16 protein-coding genes are annotated in these 19,262 nt (G+C 73.0%); 10 read left to right on the top strand and 6 right to left on the bottom strand.

Annotated features, from left to right (window positions below; genetic code table 11):
* The first annotated feature begins 94 nt into the window (after positions 1-94).
* The 5 genes from ACFVT2_RS11945 to ACFVT2_RS11925 are packed head-to-tail and all read left to right on the top strand — an operon-like array spanning position 95 to position 7,765.
* Entirely contained in the window at positions 95-1,210 is a 1,116-nt protein-coding gene (locus tag ACFVT2_RS11945; protein WP_390015536.1) for a hypothetical protein, read from the top strand.
* Complete coding sequence (locus ACFVT2_RS11940) at positions 1,191-4,475, top strand: ATP-binding protein (RefSeq protein ID WP_390015533.1); 3,285 nt, start codon at positions 1,191-1,193, stop codon at positions 4,473-4,475. Before ACFVT2_RS11945 ends, ACFVT2_RS11940 begins: the two co-directional genes overlap by 20 nt.
* On the top strand, positions 4,472-5,620 hold the full coding sequence (locus ACFVT2_RS11935) for a trypsin-like peptidase domain-containing protein (protein WP_390015531.1): 1,149 nt from the start codon (positions 4,472-4,474) through the stop codon (positions 5,618-5,620). The genes ACFVT2_RS11940 and ACFVT2_RS11935 overlap by 4 nt, the downstream gene beginning before the upstream one ends.
* A gap of 52 nt (positions 5,621-5,672) precedes the next feature.
* Entirely contained in the window at positions 5,673-6,743 is a 1,071-nt protein-coding gene (locus ACFVT2_RS11930) for a trypsin-like serine peptidase (RefSeq protein WP_390015528.1), read from the top strand.
* A 56-nt stretch (positions 6,744-6,799) separates the two neighbouring features.
* Positions 6,800-7,765, top strand: a complete 966-nt coding sequence (locus ACFVT2_RS11925; protein WP_390015525.1) for a hypothetical protein — start codon at positions 6,800-6,802, stop codon at positions 7,763-7,765.
* A 41-nt stretch (positions 7,766-7,806) separates the two neighbouring features.
* Here the strand turns inward: ACFVT2_RS11925 and ACFVT2_RS11920 are convergent, their stop codons facing one another.
* Genes ACFVT2_RS11920 through ACFVT2_RS11910 form a run of 3 tightly spaced genes read right to left on the bottom strand, consistent with a single transcriptional unit; the run spans position 7,807 to position 10,574 of the window.
* Positions 7,807-8,841, bottom strand: coding sequence for an ABC transporter substrate-binding protein (locus tag ACFVT2_RS11920; RefSeq protein ID WP_390015519.1), 1,035 nt, complete (start codon positions 8,839-8,841; stop codon positions 7,807-7,809).
* Between the two features lie 52 nt (positions 8,842-8,893).
* The gene (locus ACFVT2_RS11915) at positions 8,894-9,769 is read right to left on the bottom strand and encodes an ABC transporter permease (protein ID WP_390015516.1); all 876 of its coding nucleotides are present in this window, start codon (positions 9,767-9,769) and stop codon (positions 8,894-8,896) included.
* Positions 9,759-10,574 carry an ABC transporter ATP-binding protein gene (locus ACFVT2_RS11910; protein WP_390015513.1) on the bottom strand — a complete coding sequence of 272 codons (816 nt, stop codon included), beginning with the start codon at positions 10,572-10,574 and terminating at the stop codon, positions 9,759-9,761. Before ACFVT2_RS11910 ends, ACFVT2_RS11915 begins: the two co-directional genes overlap by 11 nt.
* A gap of 242 nt (positions 10,575-10,816) precedes the next feature.
* On the opposite strand from ACFVT2_RS11910, the gene ACFVT2_RS11905 reads away from it, so the two are divergent.
* Together ACFVT2_RS11905 and ACFVT2_RS11900 are read left to right on the top strand one after the other, a co-directional pair.
* Positions 10,817-12,514 (top strand): ATP-binding protein, encoded by a 1,698-nt coding sequence (locus tag ACFVT2_RS11905; protein ID WP_390015510.1) that lies wholly within the window; start codon positions 10,817-10,819, stop codon positions 12,512-12,514.
* Positions 12,511-13,203, top strand: coding sequence for a response regulator (locus ACFVT2_RS11900; protein ID WP_390015507.1), 693 nt, complete (start codon positions 12,511-12,513; stop codon positions 13,201-13,203). The genes ACFVT2_RS11905 and ACFVT2_RS11900 overlap by 4 nt, the downstream gene beginning before the upstream one ends.
* 51 nt (positions 13,204-13,254) lie before the next feature.
* Here the strand turns inward: ACFVT2_RS11900 and ACFVT2_RS11895 are convergent, their stop codons facing one another.
* Positions 13,255-14,166, bottom strand: coding sequence for a LysR substrate-binding domain-containing protein (locus ACFVT2_RS11895; RefSeq protein ID WP_390015504.1), 912 nt, complete (start codon positions 14,164-14,166; stop codon positions 13,255-13,257).
* Between the two features lie 157 nt (positions 14,167-14,323).
* On the opposite strand from ACFVT2_RS11895, the gene ACFVT2_RS11890 reads away from it, so the two are divergent.
* From ACFVT2_RS11890 to ACFVT2_RS11880, 3 genes are all read left to right on the top strand, one after another.
* Positions 14,324-15,115 carry an alpha/beta fold hydrolase gene (locus tag ACFVT2_RS11890; RefSeq protein ID WP_390015501.1) on the top strand — a complete coding sequence of 264 codons (792 nt, stop codon included), beginning with the start codon at positions 14,324-14,326 and terminating at the stop codon, positions 15,113-15,115.
* A gap of 89 nt (positions 15,116-15,204) precedes the next feature.
* Positions 15,205-16,074: an alpha/beta fold hydrolase gene (locus ACFVT2_RS11885; RefSeq protein WP_390015498.1), complete on the top strand. Its 870-nt coding sequence runs from the start codon at positions 15,205-15,207 to the stop codon at positions 16,072-16,074.
* A 150-nt stretch (positions 16,075-16,224) separates the two neighbouring features.
* On the top strand, positions 16,225-17,616 hold the full coding sequence (locus ACFVT2_RS11880; protein WP_390015495.1) for a pyridoxal phosphate-dependent decarboxylase family protein: 1,392 nt from the start codon (positions 16,225-16,227) through the stop codon (positions 17,614-17,616).
* 136 nt (positions 17,617-17,752) lie between these two features.
* Here ACFVT2_RS11880 and ACFVT2_RS11875 read toward each other — a convergent pair whose 3' ends face one another.
* Both ACFVT2_RS11875 and ACFVT2_RS11870 read right to left on the bottom strand, forming a co-directional pair.
* A complete protein-coding gene (locus ACFVT2_RS11875) occupies positions 17,753-18,187 on the bottom strand; it encodes a MerR family transcriptional regulator (RefSeq protein ID WP_390015492.1) in 435 nt (144 codons plus the stop codon).
* Positions 18,188-18,211: 24 nt separating this feature from the next.
* A complete protein-coding gene (locus tag ACFVT2_RS11870) occupies positions 18,212-19,225 on the bottom strand; it encodes an MDR family NADP-dependent oxidoreductase (RefSeq protein ID WP_390015490.1) in 1,014 nt (337 codons plus the stop codon).
* Between the last annotated feature and the right edge of the window lie 37 nt (positions 19,226-19,262).

Genomic DNA, 19,262 nt, shown 5'->3' with positions numbered 1-19,262 from the left:
GGGTGTAAGCATGACAAACAGGAGGACGGACAGGGAGTCAGGGAGCGGCCCGACGTACTCTCCCGCGGGCCGGCCGGGTAGGTGCGGCATGCCGTTGAGCGAGACGGAATGGGAACTCGTCACGATGTGGCTGGAGAGATATCTCCTCAACACCGTCGACCCGCACACCCAACTCGTCCAGTACGGGTTCTCCGAGGAGTTCATCGGCGCCCTCCCCCTCACCCACGTCAGCGGGGACAACGCCAGGACGTTGGTGTACGCCTCGCGCCGGACCATCCAGCGACAGGTGAAGCTCGTCGAGGTGGTCAGCACCATCGATGAGTTGGTCGTCCGCCCGGAGATCCGACGGGCGCGGGAGTTCCTGAGCCGCTTGCGCGAGGACGCCCGGGTCCACGCCACTCAGGACACCTTCCGCACCTGTGTCCTCAAGGGCGGTACGGAGGCGTTCATCGACCGCGAGGACCTGCGGGAGACCCTGCGCCGCTTCCTCGCCGACCCGGAGAAGTCGGTGCTGCTGGTGGACGGCGAACCGGACAGCGGACGGTCGTACACCTACCACTTCCTGCGCCACGTCGGGCAGCACAACGGGTTCCGCCCGGCCCGGGTCACCCTGTCGCGCACCTCCACCGCCCGGCAGGTGCTCGCGCGGCTGGCGGAGTTCGTCACCGATGCGCACACCGGGGCCCAGCCGTTCGACCCCACCGCGCTCAACGATCCGTTACCGTCGCTCAGCGACGCGGTGCACTGGGTGGTCGGTCGGGCCACCGCCGCCGACGAGCGCTACTGGCTGGTCCTCGACGAGTGCGACAAGCTCGATCCGCACTCCGATGTCTGGGACTTCATCGGCCAGTTGGCGCTGGCCATCTACGAACACGCCGCCATCCGCGGCGACCAGGCACCCCGCCTGGTGCTGCTCGGCTACGGCCGGGCGATGCGCCAACTCCCCTACGACCTGCGGGGCAGCCTGTGCTGGGACACCGCCCGGATCATCGAACCGCAGGACCTGCGCAGCTTCTTCGACCAACTCTTCCGCGAGGCGCCGCCCGCCCGCCTCGACGACGCCGACCCCGCGGAGATCTCCGGACTCGTCGAGGAGGCGGTGACGGAGGTGCTGTACGCCGCGCATGCCCGGGACGACGACGGCGAGAGCTATATGCGCAGGCTCTGCACGGCGACGGAGAAGGCCATCCATGTCTTCCGCTCCCTCTGACCCCGACCGCCTCGCCCGCTCCCGACTGCGGGAGGAGTTCGGCGCCCGACTGCGGCGGGAACTACGGCCGGAGGAGCCGACCCCGGAGGCCGTCCCGGACGCCCGCCGGGCCTACCGGGAGGCGGCCTGCCTGCTCGCCTCGTTCGACCCGCGGCGGCTGCGGCTGCCCGGTGAGGACCGCCCGACCGGCGGCGCGGTGCTGGCGCTGCTCGACGACTGCACCACCCTGGGCGTCCGGGACCACGCCAGGTGGGCGCTGAAGCCCGAGGCCAGGGAGACCGCGCTGCGCGGCATGTCCGGGCCGGCGGCCGCCCGGCACGCCCTGGAGGCCAACCGCGAACAGTTCCCCGCCGCACCCGGTGGCCCGGAAGCCCTCTGCCTGGCCTACCTCCAGGGCAACCTGCCGCCGACGGCCGACCGCCCGGCCCACTGGTCCGCCGACGAACTGGCCGACACCCTCCAGGCGGTGCTGTGGCTCTCCCGGATCCCCGGCGTCAGCGGCCTGCCCGACCCCGCCGAGCTCCAGGCGGCACTGGAACGGGCCCGGCTGCTGGCGCCGCTCCGGCGTCTGGTGGCGTCGCCGTTCCAGGGCCGTTCCGAGGAACTCCGCCAACTGCGCGCCTATATCGCCTCTATGGACGCGTCCGGAGCCGACGAAGGGACGGCACCGGCCGACCGGCCGACCGGCGCGGACGCCCGGGCGGCCTTCGTACCGCCGCTGGTCATCCACGGGCCGGGCGGTATGGGCAAGAGCACGCTGCTGGCCAAGTTCCTGCTGGACGACGTGGCCGGGTCGGCCGGCGGGCCCCCGTGCGGCGGGCCGGCCGCGTTCCCGTTCGCGTACATCGACTTCGAGCGGCCCACCCTCTCCATCCAGGAGCCGGTCACCCTGATCGCCGAGGCGGCGCGCCAACTCGGCGTGCAGTACCCGTCGTTCCGTGCCGAACTGGACGCGTTGGCGGACGAGTGCCAGCAGGCGGCCGCCACCCAGCGCGAGGAGCAGGAGCGGTGCACCCAGCTGCATCAGCTGGCCACCACCCGGGTGCTGGGCCGCAGTTCGTCGCAGGAGTTCCAACTGCTGGCCACCGAGCGGGAGACCGGGCTGGTCCGGCGGGTGGCCGACGTCCTGGTCCGCGCGGTGGCCGCGGCCGGTCAGCACGATCCGCCGTTCGTCCTGGCCGTCGACTCCTTCGAGGCGGCGCAGTACCGCGGGTCCCCGGTTCTCGGCCGGATGTGGGCGATCTGCACCTCGCTCCAGGGCGGCTATCCGCGGTTCCGGATGCTCGTCTCCGGCCGGGCGCCGGTCGGGCACCCCTCTCGTACCGTGGCGTTGGGCGAGATCGAGCTGCGGGAGCTGGAACGGCCGGCCGCGGTCGCCCTGCTGCGCTCCCTGGGCGTCGACGATCCCGATGTGGCGGCGGCGTTGGCCGAGCGGGTCGGCGGGCATCCGCTCAGCCTGCGGCTGGCCGCCCGGGCCGCCACGCTCGCCGGCGGCGCGTCCGAGCGGACCGGCGACCTGATCCGCAGCCTGCCCGAGCGCCGCCAGGAGGTCTTCCACCGCGTCGACCAGATGCTGGTCCAGGGCATCCTCTACGACCGGATCCTCAGCCACATCGCCAACGAGGACGTGCGGCGGCTCGCGTATCCGGGGCTGGCGCTGCGGGTGATCACCCCCGAGATCATCCGGGAGGTGCTGGCCGGGCCGTGCGGACTACGGGTGGCGACCGAGGAGGATGCGCACCGGCTGTTCGCCGAGCTGAGCCGGCTGGACATGGTCGAGCCGACCGGACCGGCGGCGGTGCGCTACCGCGGCGACGTCCGCGCCATCATGCTGCGGTTGCCCGGCGGGGACCGCACCGAGGTGATGCGCGGGGTCGAGCGACGGGCGGTGGCGCACTATGCGGCGCGGGACGGGGTGGAGGCGCGCGCCGAGGAGATCTACCACCGGCTGCGGTTGGACGAGGATCCGCGGTCGGTGGAGGAGCGTTGGCTGCCCGGCGTGGAACGGTTCCTGGCCGGGGCGCAGCAGGACATGTCGCCCCGGGCCGCGGGGCTGCTGACCGCCCGGCTCGGCGGTGGGGCGCCCGAGCGGGTGGCCGCGGGCGCCGACCAGGAGGACTGGGAGCGGATCGCGGCCCGCGAGGCGGAGGACTTGTTGGCGCAGGGGTTCGCGGACGCGGCGCTGACCCGGCTGGGGCAGCGGCGGCCGTGGACGCCGTGCAGCCCGCTGCACTCCCTGATGGCGGACGCCCTCAACCGGCTCGGGCGGCACGAGGAGGCCCGGCGGACGGTGGCGGACGCCGTCGGGAAGGCGGAGCGGGCGGGGTGTGCCGAGCGGCGGCTGGAGTTGCTGCTGCTCGCCGCGCGGCTGGCCGAGGAGGCCGGTGATCTGGCGGACGCGGACCGTCAGTTGCGGGTGGCGGAGGACGTCGCGGTCGGCCTCGGGCAGGACCTCGAAGCGATGGGCGCCCGGCTGGCGCGGGCCCGACTGCCGGCCGCCACCGGCGACACCGCCCGCTCCGGCGTCCAAGCCGGCCACCAACTTGCCACGCAGCTAAGGGAGTTGCCCGACCGGGTGTTGGCCGATCAGCCGGCGCTGGTCCGTGCGGTCGCCTCACAGATCTACGGTCAGGACCCCGGGGCGCTCACCCACGCCCTGGACGTCGTGGGCCTGCCGACGGACGACGGGACGCTGGACACGCTGGGTGCCGCGATGTGCCGGGCGACCCGCCGGCAGCCGGCGCTGCTGGGGTCGGTGATGGGGATCCTGGACGAGGCCGCGGGGCCGTCGGGGCCGCCCCCGTGGGCCGAACCGGCGGCGCCGAGTCCCGCGCCTCCGGGCCCGGCGACGCCAGGGCCGGCGGCACCAGGCTCGGCGACTCCGCGTACAGCGGCTCCGAGTCCAGCGGCTTCCGGCCCGCCGGCAGGTCCGGCCGCACCGAGCCCGGTGCCTCCGGGCCCGCCGCCGCCTCGGCCGGACCTCGGGGCAGGGGCAGGCGCGCGGGCAGGTGCCCCGGAACCGGCCTCCCACCCCACCGGCATCGCCGGCATCCTGCGCCTGGCGCGCGACCGCGGCACCCTCAACGCGCTCGCCCGCCGGCTGCTGGCCGTCCCCGACCACAGCGGTGAGCTGGTGTCCGGGGTGGCCGCGGCGATGGGCGTGGGGACGCACGGCCGGACGACACCGCAGGGGGCCGCGGCAGCACGGGCCGAGTGCCACCGGACGGACGAAGGGAGCGGCCCGGCCGGGCCTGATCACCGATGACCTGCTACCTCTCCCAGGACGAGATCCTCCACCTGCGGGACGCCGCGCTGGAGAGCGGACTGACCGACCCCACCGTGCGCCCGCTGCTGCTCGACGGCATCATGCCCAAGTACCGCGGCACGTTGCCGATGCTGGCCGCGCCGATGCGTCAACTCCACTCCGACCTGGCCCAGATGAACCAGGTGGAACGCCTGGTGGACGGTTCGGTCCCGCTGGAGATCTGGCTGCGCAACGCGGTGGCGCAGACCACCGAGGCCGAGCCGCTGAAGGTCTTCCAGCGCGCCCTGGACGAGGTGGCCCGGCACGCCGGCGGCGAACCCGACGTCCTGGCCGACCGCCCCGCCCCCGAGCTCAAGGAACAGATCGTCCACCGCGACGACACCGTCCCCATCGGCTTCCTGCGCGGCGGTGAGCTGGCCGGCACCGCGGTCGCCCGGCTCAAGGTGCCGCCGTACGAGGACGGCGCCCCGCTCCAGCCGAACGGCTTCCCGCACGCCGGCACCGGCTGGCTGATCGCCCCCACCCTCCTGATGACCAACCACCACGTGGTCAACGCCCGTACCGGGACCGGCGCCGAACGGCCCCTGGCGGCCCCCGAGGACCTACGGCTCCAGGCCCGGCACACCCGCGCCCGGTTCGGGTACGACAGCGAGTCCGGCGACCCCGACGACACCGGCGTGGAGGAGGCCGAGGTCGCCGAACTCGCCGCGGCGGACGAGGAGTTGGACTACGCGGTGCTGCGGCTGTCCGCGCCGCCCGACCGCCCGGTGCTGAAGCTGGCCCGGCGGCCGCTGAGGGTCGCCGACGGCGACTACGTGGCGGTCAACATCATCCAGCACCCCGGCGGCCAACCCAAGCGGGTGGCCCTGCGCAACAACCTGGTCTACGAGGCGGACGAGCACGACGTCCGCTATTTCACCGACACCCGTGGCGGCTCCTCCGGCTCCCCGGTCCTCACCGACGACTGGCGGGTGGTGGCGCTGCACCGGGGGACCCGGCGGGTGGAGGACGTGATGTTCCAGGGGCGGACGACCGCGTTCGTCAACGTCGGCACCCAGATGACCAGCGTGCTGCATCACCTGGAGACCCATGCCCCGGACGTCCACGCCGAGATCACCGCGGCGCAGGGCGGCGGCGGGGGCTGAGCCGGCCGACGGGCCGCCGCACGGCCCCGCCGACCCGACCGAGGAGGACGAGATGGACAAGCGGAGCCGATCACCGGTGGCGACCGGGCCCGAGCGGGTCTTCTCCGATCTGCGCGCGGTGGCGGCGCGGGTGCGGGACCAACTGTCCTGGGAGGAGCCCGAATCCGCCGTGGAACTGCCCGCGGAGGAGCTGCCGGCCGGGCAGATCTCGCAGTACGCCCGGCAGGAGCGCACCCGGGTGCTGTCGGCCGGCGTCAGCGGCCTGGAGAAGCTCGCCGAGGGACGGGCCGACGACATCAACGACGACGAGTCCTTCGGGATGGAGGCGATCGTCCTGCTCGAAGGGCGGCCGGCCATCCTCGTCCGGCACCAGGACTTCGCGCCGCAGCAGGGCGACTGGGCGCTGCTGGACGCCCACCGGGCGGCGATCCGGGAGTCCCTGGCCCGGGTCGGCCGGGTGGAGGTCTCCGGGCACCTCAGCCTGGACTGGCTGGGGACGGGGTTCCTGGTCGGGCCGGAGACGGTGATGACCAATCGTCATGTGGCGGTGGAGTTCGCCCGGACCGCGGGCGAGGACTGGGTCTTCCAACAGGGGCTGGGCGCCACCCTCGACCTGGGCGAGGAGTACGGATCCGGTCCGGAGCCCGCCGACGGCGGACCGTCGTACGAGGTCACCGAGGTCCTGGGGATCCACGAGGACGTCGATCTGGCCCTGCTGCGGATCGCCCCGTACCTCGGCGGCAGTGCGCTGCCCGCTCCCCTGGCGATCGCGGCGGACGCGCCCCCGGACCTGCCGGGGCACCCGGTGTACTGCGTCGGCTATCCGGCCTGGGACGGGCGCCGCAACGAACCGGAGTCCATGCGCCGGATCTTCATGGACGTCTACAACGTCAAGCGGCTCCAGCCGGGGACGACCACCGGCCTGGAACCGGAGGGGAACGTGATGCGCCACGACTGTTCCACCTTGGGCGGCAACAGCGGCTCACCGGTCATCGACCTCACCGACCACCGCGTCCTCGGCCTGCACTTCGGCGGCCGTTACGGACTGGGCAACTACGCCGTACCGCTGTGGCAGTTGGTGGAGGACCCGCTGCTGGTACGGGGAGAGGTCAACTTCGTATGAGCGTCCGGCGGGAAGACGCGGACGGGGGAACGGGGACGGACGGGGTGCCAGGTGGCGTGCGGCTCCGCCGGCGGGCCCTGCTCAAGGCGGCGCCGGCCGTCCTGTGGGGCGTCGCGGGGTGTGCGGGCGGGGGTTCCGCGGGGGCGCCGTCGTCGGCGCGGCCGCGTACGACGACGACGGGGCCGGTGTCCCGGTTGCCGGAGGTCGGTGTGTGGCGGCCGAGCCCGGGGGACGTGCGGCCGGAGGTGAAGGTGCGGGCCGTGGAGCTGGTCCGGGCAATCGGGGCGTGGCCGGCCGGGGAGCGGGGCGCGGCGCGGGCGCGGGTCGGGGCGCTGGGACTGGCACCGTCGCTGGTCGACCAGGCGGGGCCGCTGCGGCCCGCGGGTACGGAGGCGGTGCTGGAGGTGGTGGACGCCCAGTACGGGGGGATCCTGGCGGACGCGGCGAGCGTGCTGGTGGTGTGCCGGCAGTGGGTGCGGCGGGCCGACGGGGCGGTGGTGGCGGGCGGAACGACGGTGGACGTCCGGCTGCGCCGGGCCCGGCCGCGGTGGGTGGTGACGGCGCTGCATCCGGCGGCGCCCGGTGCGCCGTCGGCGGCGCCGGGCGAGGCGGCGCGGCGGGTGCTGGCGGCGGGGCCGGCGATCGAGTTGCCGCCGGCGGCCGCGGCGGACGTGCGCAGCGGTGCGGTGCACACCAGCGTGCTGGAGGCGCTGCTGGAGCTGGCGCGGAAGCACCGGCTGGGGGTGAGCGTGGTGCGGTCCGGGCATCCGTTGAAGGTGTTCGGGACCGACCGGCCCAGCGACCATCCGCGGGGGCGGGCGGTCGACGTGTGGCGGATCGACGGGCGTGCGGTGGTCGATCCGGCGACGCCGCGGCGGCTCGTCGAATCGTTGATGCGTGCGGCGGCGGCAGCCGGGTCGTACAACGTCGGTGGGCCGTACCTGCTGTCGGGCGGGGCGGCCGGCCAGTTCTTCTCGGACGACACCCACCGGGACCACGTGCACATGGGCTTCGGCACCTGATCCCGGCGGGGTTCACGCCGGCGAGACTTCCTGACGCACCGTCACTTCTTGACGAACTCGGTGGTGTAGGTCTTCTTCAGGTCGATGGTGGCGTTCTTGAGGGTGGGGTTGAACGCCTTGAGGACGCGTTCGACGGTGGCGGGGCCGTCGGCCGGCATCACCCCGTCCTTGGTGAACATCGGCAGGGTGTCCTTGATGGATTGGACGTAGAGCTCCTTGCCGCCCTGCGCGTAGTCCGCGGGCATCTTCTCCGCGATCTGCTCGGGGGTGTGGGTGGACATCCACTTCAGGGTCTTGACGAAGGCGTTGGCGAGCTTCTGGACGGTGTCCTTGTGACTGTTCACCCAGTCGGTGTTCATGTAGAGGCTGGAGGACGGGTAGGGGCCGCCCAGCGCCTGCTGCGAGCCTTCGGGGGTGCGCATGTCGACGAGCACCTTGCCGATCTTCTTGTTGACGACCTGGGCGACGGTCGGGTCGGTCGTCATCCCGCCCTGGATGGAGCCCTGTTCCAGCGCGGAGAGGAAGGTCTGGCCGGCGCCGACCGCGACCGGGGTGAACTCGTTGACCTGGACGCCGTTCTTGACCGCCAGGTACTTGGTGAGGAAGTCGGTGGACGAGCCCAGCCCGGTGACGCCCAGCTTCTTGCCCTTGAAGTCCTTCGCCGAGGTCAGCTCGGACGCGGCCTTGTTGGAGACCACCTCCACCTCGCCGGGCGCGTGGGCGAGCTGCACCACCGATTCGACCTGCTTGTTCTTGGCCTGGAGGTCGAGGGTGTGGTCGTAGAAGCCGACGACGCCCTGGACGTCACCGGAGACCAGGGAGGTGGTGGCCTGGACGCCGGCGGGTTCGGTGAGCAGGGTGACGTCGAGGCCCTCGGCCTTGAAGTAGCCGAGCTGCTGGGTGAGTCGGGCCGGCAGGTAGATGACCTTGTCCAGGCCGCCCACCATGATCTGGAGCTTGCCGTCCTTGGCGTCCGCGGACGAGCCGCCCGTGGAACCGCCGCCGCAGGCGGTGAGGCCGGTCAGGGCGAGCGCGGTGGCGGCGACCGCGGCCGAGATCTTGAGTGGGGTACGCATGGTCACGTCCTTGTGAGGTGAGGCGGTGCGGGTGGGGTGGGCGGCAGCGGGGTCAGCGGTCGGCGCCGCTGTCGGCCGGCTTCCAGCGGAAGAGCCGCCGTTCGAGGAAGGCCAGCAGTCCTTCGGCGAGCAGGGCGACGACGGCGAGGATCACCATGGCGGCGTAGACACCGGCGGCGTTGAAGGTGCCCTGGGAGGCCGAGACCAGCAGGCCCAGGCCCTTGGTCGCGCCGATGTACTCGCCGACGATGGCGCCGATCAGGGCGAAGCCGAAGCTGACGTGCAGGCTGGTGAAGATCCAGGACGTGGCGGAGGGGATGACGACCTGGAGGGTGACCTGGCGGTTGCTGGCGCCGAGGATCCGGGAGTTGGCCACCAGGTTGCGGTCGACCTCGCGGGCGCCCTGGAAGGCGTTGAAGAACACCGGGAAGAAGACCAGGACGACGGCGGAGGCCACCTTGGAGGCCGGTCCGAGGCCGAACCAGATGAGGAAGATCGGGGCCAGCACGATCCGCGGCAGCGCGTTGAGGACCTTGATGTACGGGCCGAGGACATCGGCCAGGAAGCGGACCCGGCCGAGCGCGATGCCCAGGACGACACCGCCGATGACGCCGATGACCCAACCGAGCAGCGCCTCGTAGAGCGTGTACCAGACCTGCTCCCACAGGGTGCCCTGCGGGGTGCCGTTGAGCGCCCACTGGGTGATCTGGTCCCAGATCTTCGACGGCATCGAGAAGTTGAACGGGTCGATGACGGCGGCCCGGGCCAGCCCCTCCCACAGGGCGAGCAGACCGACCAGGAGCGCGGCCCGGCTCCCGTAGACGAGGAGCTTGTGGTTGCGGGCGGCGCGGGCGCGGGCCTGGCTGCGCTCCCCCGTGGGGCCGGCCTTGGTGGTGGCGGCCGGTGCGGTGACGGTCTCAGGCGACATGGGCGGCACCCCTTTCGCGGGTGATCCGGACCTCTTCGCCGAGCGAGGACCAGATCTCCCGGTAGATCTCCAGGAACCGCGGCTCCAGCCGCACCGACTCGACCCGGCGGGGGCGCGGCAGGTCGATGGCGAAGACCTCCTTGACGGTGGCCGGGCCGGCGGTCATGACGACGACCTTGTCGGCGAGGGCGATCGACTCCTCCAGGTCGTGGGTGACGAAGACGACGGAGGCGCCGGTGCCGGACCACAGGTCGAGGAGTTCGTCGGACATCAGGGCCCGGGTCTGCACGTCGAGCGCGGAGAACGGCTCGTCCATCAGCAGGATCTCGGGGTCGTTGACGAAGGTCGCGGCGAGTGCGACGCGCTTGCGCTGGCCGCCGGAGAGTTGGTGCGGGTAGCGGTCCTCGAAGGCGGCGAGGCCGACCCGGGCGAGCCATTCGCGGGCCCGCTCCTTGGCCTCGGACTTGGGGACGCCGCGGAAGCGGGGGCCGGCCATGACGTTGGAGAGCACGGTGCGCCAGGGGAAGACGGCGTCCTGCTGGAAGACGAAGCCGACCTTGTCGCCGATGCCGCGGACCGGCTCGCCGGCCACCAGCACCTCGCCCTCGGTGGGCTCCTCCAGGCCGCTGACCAGGGTCAGGGTGGTGGACTTACCGCATCCGGTGGGCCCGACCACGGCGACGAACTCACCGCGGCCGACGGTCAGGTCCAGGTCCCGGACGGCGGTGTGCAGTCCGCCCGAGGGGGTGCGGAATGTTTTGCTCGCCCCCCGTAGCTCGATGGCGGGGCTCGTGTGGCTGTTCATGGACCGGGAGGCTAGGAGTGAGCCGGGCCACAGCGGCAGCCTTGTGGGCGCAAGCCGTCTTTCTGCGCGCAAACCCTGTTGTGCCCATTTTGCTCACGCTAGAACAACAAAAGTTCGACGGGGGCTGGGCAGCCGGGCCTCGGCGGCTTACGTTGCGTTAACACCAGATCAACAGGCAGCATCACAAACAGGCAGTGCCGGTTCCGCATCGTGCGCAGGGCCGCCGAGACAAGGGGGACCGCATGCGGATCCACTGGCCCCGTCGCGTCTTCGCGCAGGTCCTCACCGCCCAGCTGGCCATCACCACCGGCGTGATGGTGCTGGCCACCGGACTGTTCCTGGCCCCGCTCAGCCACGCCCTGGACGACCAGGCGATGCGCCGGGCCCTGGCCATCGCCGAGACCGCGGCCGCCGACCCGGACCTGGCCCGCAACGTGGAGGCCACCACACCGGCCCCGCGCGGCCCGGTGCAGACCACCGCGGAGCGCATCCGGCGGGCGACCGGCGCGCTGTACATCGTCGTGATGGACACCCGCGGGGTCCGCTGGTCGCACACCAACATCGCCGAGATCGGCCACCACGTCTCCACCGACCCCAGCCGGACCCTGGCCGGCCAGGAGGTCCGCCAGATCGACACCGGCACCCTGGGCCGGTCGGCCCGCGCGAAGGTGCCGCTGCGCGACGACACCGGCGAGATCATCGGCGCGGTCTCGGTCGGCATCGCCTACGACAGCGTGCACGGGCTGCTGCTGAGCGCCATCCCGGGGCTGCTGCGGTACGCGGGCGCGGCGCTGGCGGCCGGGGTACTGGCCGCGGTGGTGGTCGCCCGGAGCCTGCGCCGCCGTACGCACGGCGTCGCCACCGCGGACATCTCGGCGCTGCTGGACGAGCGGGAGGCGATGCTGCACGGCATCCGGGAGGGGGTGGTGGCCTTCGACCGGCGGGGCCGGATCCGGCTGGTCAACGACGAGGCAGGGCGGCTACTGGGCCTCGACGCCGGCGCCGCGGGCCGGGACCTCGACGAAGTGCTGCCACCGGGCCGCACCACCGACGTACTGGCCGGCCGGGTGGCCGGCAGCGACCTGCTGGCGATCAGCGGCGGCCGGGTGCTGGTGGCCAATCGCGTCCCGACCCGGGACGGCGGCGCGGTGGTGACCCTGCGGGACCGCACCGAACTGGAGCTGCTGGGCCGGGAGTTGGACAGCACCCAGGGCCTGCTGGACGCGCTGCGCGCCCAGGACCACGAGCACGCCAACCAGCTGCACACGGTGCGCGGGCTGCTCGAACTGGGCCGGTACGACATGGCGGTGGAGTTCGTCGCCGAGGTGGCCAGCGCCCACCGGGCGTCCGCGGAGCAGATCGCCGAGCGGGTGCACGACCCGCTGCTGTCCGCACTGCTGGTCGGCAAGGCGGCGATCGCCGCCGAGCGCGGCGTCTCCCTGCGGGTGTCGCCCGTCACGCTGCTGCCGGACGCGGTGGTGGACCCGCGCGACCTGGTCACCGTCCTGGGCAACCTCATCGACAACGCGCTGGACGCCACCGCCGAGCGCCGCGGCGTCGAACCGTTCGTCGAGGTCGAGCTGCGCGCCGAGGGCACCACGGCGGTCGTCCGGGTCAGCGACACCGGGCCCGGTGTGCCGCCCGAGATGCGCGAGCGGATCTTCGCCGAGGGGTGGTCCACCAAGCGCGCCACCGTCGCGTCCCGGGGCCGGGGCATCGGCCTGGCGCTGGTGCGCCGACTCTCCGAGCGCTACGGCGGGATGGCCCGGGTCACCGCCCGTGCGGGCGGCGGCGCGGTCTTCACCGTCGTCCTGCCCGAAGCGCTGGCCCCCGAGCGCCTGGCTCGCCCCCACCCCTTGTCCGCCCTCCACCCCCAGCAGACGGCGCTCCGCGCCGGCCCTCCCTCTCGTCAGCTCACGGCCACAGGAGAGTCACCGTGATCGATGTCCTTGTCGTGGACGACGACTTCCGCGTCGCGGAGATCAATGCCGCGTACGTGTCCCAGGTGCCCGGCTTCCGGGTCGTCGGCCGCGCCCACACCGCGGCCCACGCGCTGGCCACGTTGGAGCGCCACCACGTCGACCTGGTGCTGCTCGACCACTACCTGCCGGACGAGACGGGCCTGACCCTGGTGCGGCGGCTGCGCCAGATGGGCCACCACTCCGACGTGATCATGGTGACCGCGGCCCGGGACGTGGCCACGGTGCAGGCCGCGATGCGGTACGGCGCCCTGCAATACCTCGTCAAGCCGTTCGGCTTCTCGGGGCTGCGGGCCAAACTGGAGGGCTACGCCGCGCTCCGCCGCACCGTCGAGGGCGTCGGCGGTCGGGGTGAGGCCGGCCAGGAGCAGGTGGACCGGATCTTCGCCGCGCTCCGCACCCCGGACACCCCGCACTCCGGACTGCCCAAGGGCCACTCCGCGGCGACCGTCGACCTGATCCGCCGCATCCTGGACGAGGCCGGGCTGCCGCTCTCCGCCCACGAGGTCGCCGAGCGCGCCGGAGTCAGCCGCTCCACCGCCCAGCGCTACCTCAAGCACCTCGAACGCACCGGCCACATCCGCCTCACCCTGAAGTACGGCGACACCGGGCGTCCGGAACACCGGTACGCCTGGGCGCGGGCGAGTTAGGGCCTGTCCGGTGGGTCAGGGCCCGGGCGGGCCCACGGCCGCCGGGCGTCGTCAGCGGCTCGCACCGGCTGCGTCGTCGCGGTCGGCGGCCGCGTAGCCGGCTTCGATCAGGGCGCGCAGACCGGCCCGCGGCGGGCCGGACCGCACCGCGAGGTAGGCCCGCATGGTGGGCGTCGGCTCGCACAGGGGGCGGAACACCACGCCGGGGACCGGGAGTTGGTCGGCGTGCGGGGCGTAGAAGACCGTCCAGGACGGTCTGCCGTAGCCGATGGCGGCGAGGGTGTCCTGGGCGTTGGTGAACTCCGGTCCCGGGAGGGGCTCGTAGCCGGCCTCCCGGCAGGAGCGCATGACCAGGTCGTGGAGTGCGGGGTTCCGAGCGGGCGGGGAGAGTCGCAGCGGCAGCTCGGCGAGCCGGGCCAGCTCGACGGTCTCCCGCGCGGCGAGTTCGTGGCGCGCGGGCAGCGCCACCATCAGCGCGTCCTGCCACAGCGGCAGGAACTCCAGGTCGGGGTCGGTCCGTTCGCCGCGCAGCAGGGTGGCGTCCAGATCGCCGGTGCGCACCTTCGCGAGCCGTTCCTCGGTGCTGCCGGTGACGAGTTCCAGTGGGGCGTGGCCGGCGAGCCGGGCGAACGCGGCGAGCAGGGCGTCCAGCCGTGCGCCCAGTCCGGAGCTGGTGCCGAGCCGGACCGTCGCGGCCTGTTCGGAACGCAGTTCGTCGATGGCCTCCCGGGCGCGGGCCTGGAGGGCGAGCATCTCCCTGGCGTAGGGGAGGAGTCGGTCGCCGGCCTCGGTGAGGCGGACGACGCGGGTGGAGCGGGCGAACAGTTCCGTGCCCAGTTCGCGTTCGAGCCGGCGCAGCTGCTGGCTGACCGCGGACTGCACGATGTGCAGCCGCTCGGCGGCCCGGCCGAAGTGCAGTTCCTCCGCCACGGTGAGGAAGTAGCGCAGCTGTCGGAGCTCCATGGTCCGTGGTCCCCCTGTTCGCCATGACCGGCATTGATCACTGTTCGCGATCAGTGTAGGCGCGGATCGCTCATTGGTCAGCGGACGTGATCGCGGTTGGCTTGGCACATCACGAACCACGGGCCCTCCCGGACCCCCGAGGCGAGAAGAGGCCGCCATGCCCCACCTGGACGTCAACGACACCACCCTCTACTACGAGGACGAGGGCAGCGGCCCCGCGCTGCTGTTCCTGCACGGCTGGGGCACCAGTGCCCGGACCTGGGGCGCGCAGCTGCCCGACTTCACCCGGGACCACCGGGTGGTCACGGTCGACTGGCGGGGCTGCGGGCGGTCGGCCCGCCCCGTCCGCGGCAACACCACCGCCGGAGTGGTCAACGACCTGGTGGCCCTGATCGGCGCGCTGCGGCTGGACCGACCGGTGATCGTCGGCTCGTCGGTCGGCGCGACCTTCGCCACCGAACTGGGCGTCCGCCGCCCCGAGTTGATCAGCGGCGTGATCGCCGTGGACGGGCCGGCGTACTGGCCGTCCACCGGGATGCCGATGACGGAGCTGAGGGAAGGTCTGCGCCTGGACCGGGCCGGCACGCTCGCCGACTGGGTACCCGGATGGTACGCACCCGGCACCTCCCCCGCCCTCATCGACTGGACGGTCCGACAGATCCTCGACTCCGGCGTCCACATCGACCAGCACTTCGTCGCCGCCAGCAGCTACGACCCGCGGCCGATCCTGCCCGCGCTCCAGGTGCCGATCCACTACATCCACGGCGAACTCGACACCTCCATCCCCCTTCAAGTGGCCCGGACCTGCGCCGCCCTCACGCCCGGCGCCGAACTCACCGTCGTCACCGGCGCCGGCCACATGCCCCACCAGGAAGACCCCGACCAGTTCAACACCGCACTGCGCGCCGCACTCGCCCGGATGGCACCGGCCAGCCACACCTCCGCCTGAACACCCGCCCCACCCCGCGCCTGCCCAGGCCCCCGCACGGACGGCCCGGGCAGGCGGTCCGCACAACCCACCCATGAAGGAGACCTCCCATGCCCGTCACACGGGTACCCCTCAGCGCCGGCGCGGCCAGCGTCGAGTACGACCGCACCGGTACCGGCCCGGGACTGGTACTGGTGCACGGCACCGGCGCCACCCGCGAGCAGTGGCTCCCGCTGACCGAAGCCGTCGCCGACCGCTTCACGGTGGTCGCGCCGGACTACTCGGGCTCCGGCGGCACCACCGACCACGGCGGCCCGCTCACCCTGGCGGACCTCGCCGACGAGGTGCTGGCCGCCGCCGACCACGCCGGGCTGGACCGCTTCCACCTGGTCGGCCACTCGCTCGGCGCCGCGATCGCCACCCACCTCGCCGCGCACCGGCCCGAGCGGATCCACTCGCTGGTCCTGCACGCCGGGTGGGCGCACACGGACACCCGGATGCGGGCCGAATTCGCCTACTGGCTCGACCTGTTGCAGACCGACGCCGCACAGGGCACCGCGCACTTCGCCCGGATGCTGCCGCTGGCGGCGTTCGGCCCCCGCTACTGGGAGCACACCGACACCGCGGCCAACGAGGAACTGGTGCGAGGGCTGGCCACGACCCTGGCGCCCGGCATCGCCCGGCAGACCGAGGTGGACCTGTCGGTGGACCTGCGCCCGCTGCTCGGCCGGGTCACGGCGCCGACGCTGGTACTGGCCAGCGCCCACGACCGGATCATCGGCGCCGATCAGCAGCAGGCGCTGCTGGCCGGGATCCCCGACAGCCGCTATCAGGAGATCGACGCCGGACACGGGGCGCCGGCCGAGGACCCGGCCGGATTCGCGGCCCTGATCGCCGGGTTCCTCGACGAGCGCCGCACCGCGGAGGAATCCCGTGCGGCGGACGCCCCGGCCGAGTCGACGGTCGCGGCGCGGGCGTAGGCCCCCGCGCCGGAGTGTGGAGACCTACACCCGGTCCGCTCCCCCGCCCCCGATTTCGGTCCACTTTCCCCGCATTGGACCATGAAGCGGAGGCGCGCTCCCCGCTAGCGTCGGCCACGAACGGTCCCGAACCGACGAACGGAGCGCATCGTGCACCCCCCTCTCGCCGCCGACCTCGCCGCGCTGCCCGACCTGTTGGAGGCCACCCGGCAGCAGGCCGCGGCCCTCCTCGACGGGCTCGCCGAGGCGCCGGTCGTCCCCGCCCGGCCGACCCCGGCACCACAGCCGCTGCCCGAGCGGGGCACCGGACTCCGGGACGCACTGGAGGACTTCCGGGCACGCTGGCAACCCGGGCTGTCGGCGAGCGCCGGCCCGCGCTACCTCGGCTTCGTCACCGGCGGCGTGACCCCGGCGGCCCTCGCGGGCGACTGGCTGACCGCCACCGCGGACCAGAACTCCATGTCGTCCCTGGACGCCACCGGAGCGCACCTGGAACGGGAGACGGTGGACTGGCTGCGCGCGCTCTTCGGGCTGTCCGACGCCCAGGAGGGCGCGCTGGTCAGCGGCGCCACCATGTCCAACACGGTCGGCCTGGCGATCGCCCGCGAATGGCTCGGGGAGCGGCGTGGCGTCTCCCCGGCCGAGGACGGGGTGGCCGCGCTCGGCCCGGTGCGGGTGCTCTCCGGCGCCCCGCACTCCAGCGTGGCCAAGGGGCTGTCGATGCTCGGCCTCGGCCGGTCCGCGCTGGTCACCGTCCCCACCCTCCCCGGTCGGGAGGCGGTGGACCCGGCCGCGCTGGAACGCGCCCTCCAAGAGGCCGACGGCCCCTGCGTCATCGTCGCCAACGCCGGCACCGTCAACACCGTCGACTTCGACGACCTGCCCGCCCTCGCCGCGCTCCGCGACCGCTACGGCTGCTGGTTGCACGTCGACGCCGCGTTCGGCGCCTTCGCCGCGCTCTCCCCGCACCACGCCCACCTGGCCGACGGTCTCGACCTGGCCGACTCGCTCTGCATCGATCTGCACAAGTGGCTGAACGTCCCGTACGACAGCGCGGTCCAGTTCACCCGGCGCCGTGACCTCCAGGCCCGGGTCTTCCAGAACGCCGCCGCCTATCTGGGCCCGCTGGGCGACACCCCCGATCTCGTCCATCTGACCCCGGAGAACTCCCGCCGACTGCGCGCCCTCCCCGCCTGGTTCACGCTGCGCGCTTACGGGCGCGAGGGCCACCGCGACATCGTGGAACGCTGCGCGGACGGCGCCCGCACCCTGGGCGAGGCGGTCGCCTCCCTCGACGGCCTGCGGCTGCTCGCCCCGGTCCGCCTGAACGTCGTCTGCTTCACCCTCACCGACTCCCCCAGCGCCGTACGCCTCGCCGACCTGGCCGACGCCCTGGCCGACGAGGTGTTCCTGACCCCCACCGTGCATGCGGGAGTGCCCGCCCTCCGCGCCGCGTTCAGCAACTGGCGGACCACCGCCGAGGACGTCCGACGAATCGTCACGGCCCTGGAGTCCGCGGTCCGGAAACTGCCCGCACCGTGACGGAACCCCGGGTCGGACGGCGGGCACGAGCCGACCTCGGGCGTCACTCGGCGCCGCCCGGCACACCGACACGATCCCTCGGGACAGGTCCCAGGGCCTGTGCGGAGTTTGGATCACTGGATCGGTTGCTCCCGGCTCAGGCGGGCGTCGGTTCCGGTGTCAGGTCTGCCGGCGGGGCGTGGAAGAAGTCGCCGAATCGGTGTGCGAGTGCGGTGGTCAACCGGTCTCGGGCCCGGGTCAACTGCTCGATGCGCTGGTTGAGTTCGGCCACTCGCTGGATGGTGACTTCGGCGACCGGGCAGTGGCCCGTCCCGCCTTCACCGGTCGTTGCGGAGGTCCTGCCCCCGGACGGTGACGTGATGTCGAGTACGTGGACGAAGGCCCGTACGTCACCGATCGTCAGGCCCGCGTCCAGCAACTCACGAATGGCACGCAACCGCTCGATGTCATGCTGTCCGTAGTCGCGATGACCCGACGGCGTACGCCGCGCTGTGAGCAATCCCCGCTGCTCGTAGTAGCGCAGCGCCCGCGGGGTGAGGCCCGAGGCCGCCGCCGCATCACCGATACGCATCGTTGTTCCTCCTCGGGCCCGGGTTCAGAGCTCTACCAGCACTGCTCCCACATGACGTCCTTCGATCAACTCACACAACGCCCGCGGTGCCTGATCAATGCCCGGCAGTCGGGTGCGCGGGAAGGTGAGGGTGCCGTCGTGCAGCCCACGGCTGAACTCCCGGAACCACTCGGGGACCGCGTCCAGGTGATCGCTGCCAGACATGCCGCGCAAGTTGATGCCCCGCAAGATGAGGGCGCCGGTGTCGATCTCGACCGGTGCGCTCAGGTTGCCCGACATCTGTCCGGACAGCGTGCCGACGAGAGCGACGCGGGCGCCGCGGCGGGCGACGGCCAGCGCGGCCAGCAGTTGTTCCCCGCCGACGTTGTCGAAGACCGCGTCGATGCCGGTAGGGGCCGCCTCGCGCAGTTGGTCTTCGATCGGGCCCGCATCGCGGGTGACGACGGCGTCGTAGCCGAGTTCCTCGACCAAGTACTGGCCCTTGCGGCGGAAGCTGGTACTGCCGATGACCCTCGTCGCGCCCCGCAGGCGGGCGAACTGCCCAGCCAGGGAGCCGACTCCACCGGCCGCAGCGGTGACGAACACCGTGTCCCCGGCCCGTACCTCGGCTCCCCGCACGATCCCCAGCCACGCGGTCAGCCCCTGTGACAAATACGCAGCGGCATCCGGCAGCGCCTCGGGGTCGATGCGCTGCGCGTCTGCCGCATCGATGAGTGCGTACTCACGCCAGCCACCGTTGTGGGTGATGAGGTCGCCGGGTTTGAGGTCGGTGCCCGGCGCGGCGACCACCACGCCGATGGCCGGTCCTGCCAGGACCTCGCCCGGCTCGTAGGGCGGCATGGGCAGATTGGTGTCGCCGCGCACAAGGGTGTCCATTACCGCAGCGACGCTCATCAGCTGGTTCCGCACGAGCACCTCACCAGGGACCGCCTCGGGCACCGGGACCTCGGCAATGCGGAAGTGGCCGGTGCGGAGGGGGCCTTGCGGACGGGCGGCCAGGCGCACCTCCCGATGGGTGGCAGGAACAGCAGTGGTCATCGAAACTCCTCGACGAAAGGGCGGGCAAAACCCGCAA

The organism is Streptomyces sp. NPDC058000 (assembly GCF_042886435.1).
Taxonomy (GTDB): domain Bacteria; phylum Actinomycetota; class Actinomycetes; order Streptomycetales; family Streptomycetaceae; genus Streptomyces.
Note: the sequence above shows the minus strand (reverse complement) of the source record. Positions and strands in the feature narration are given on the sequence as shown.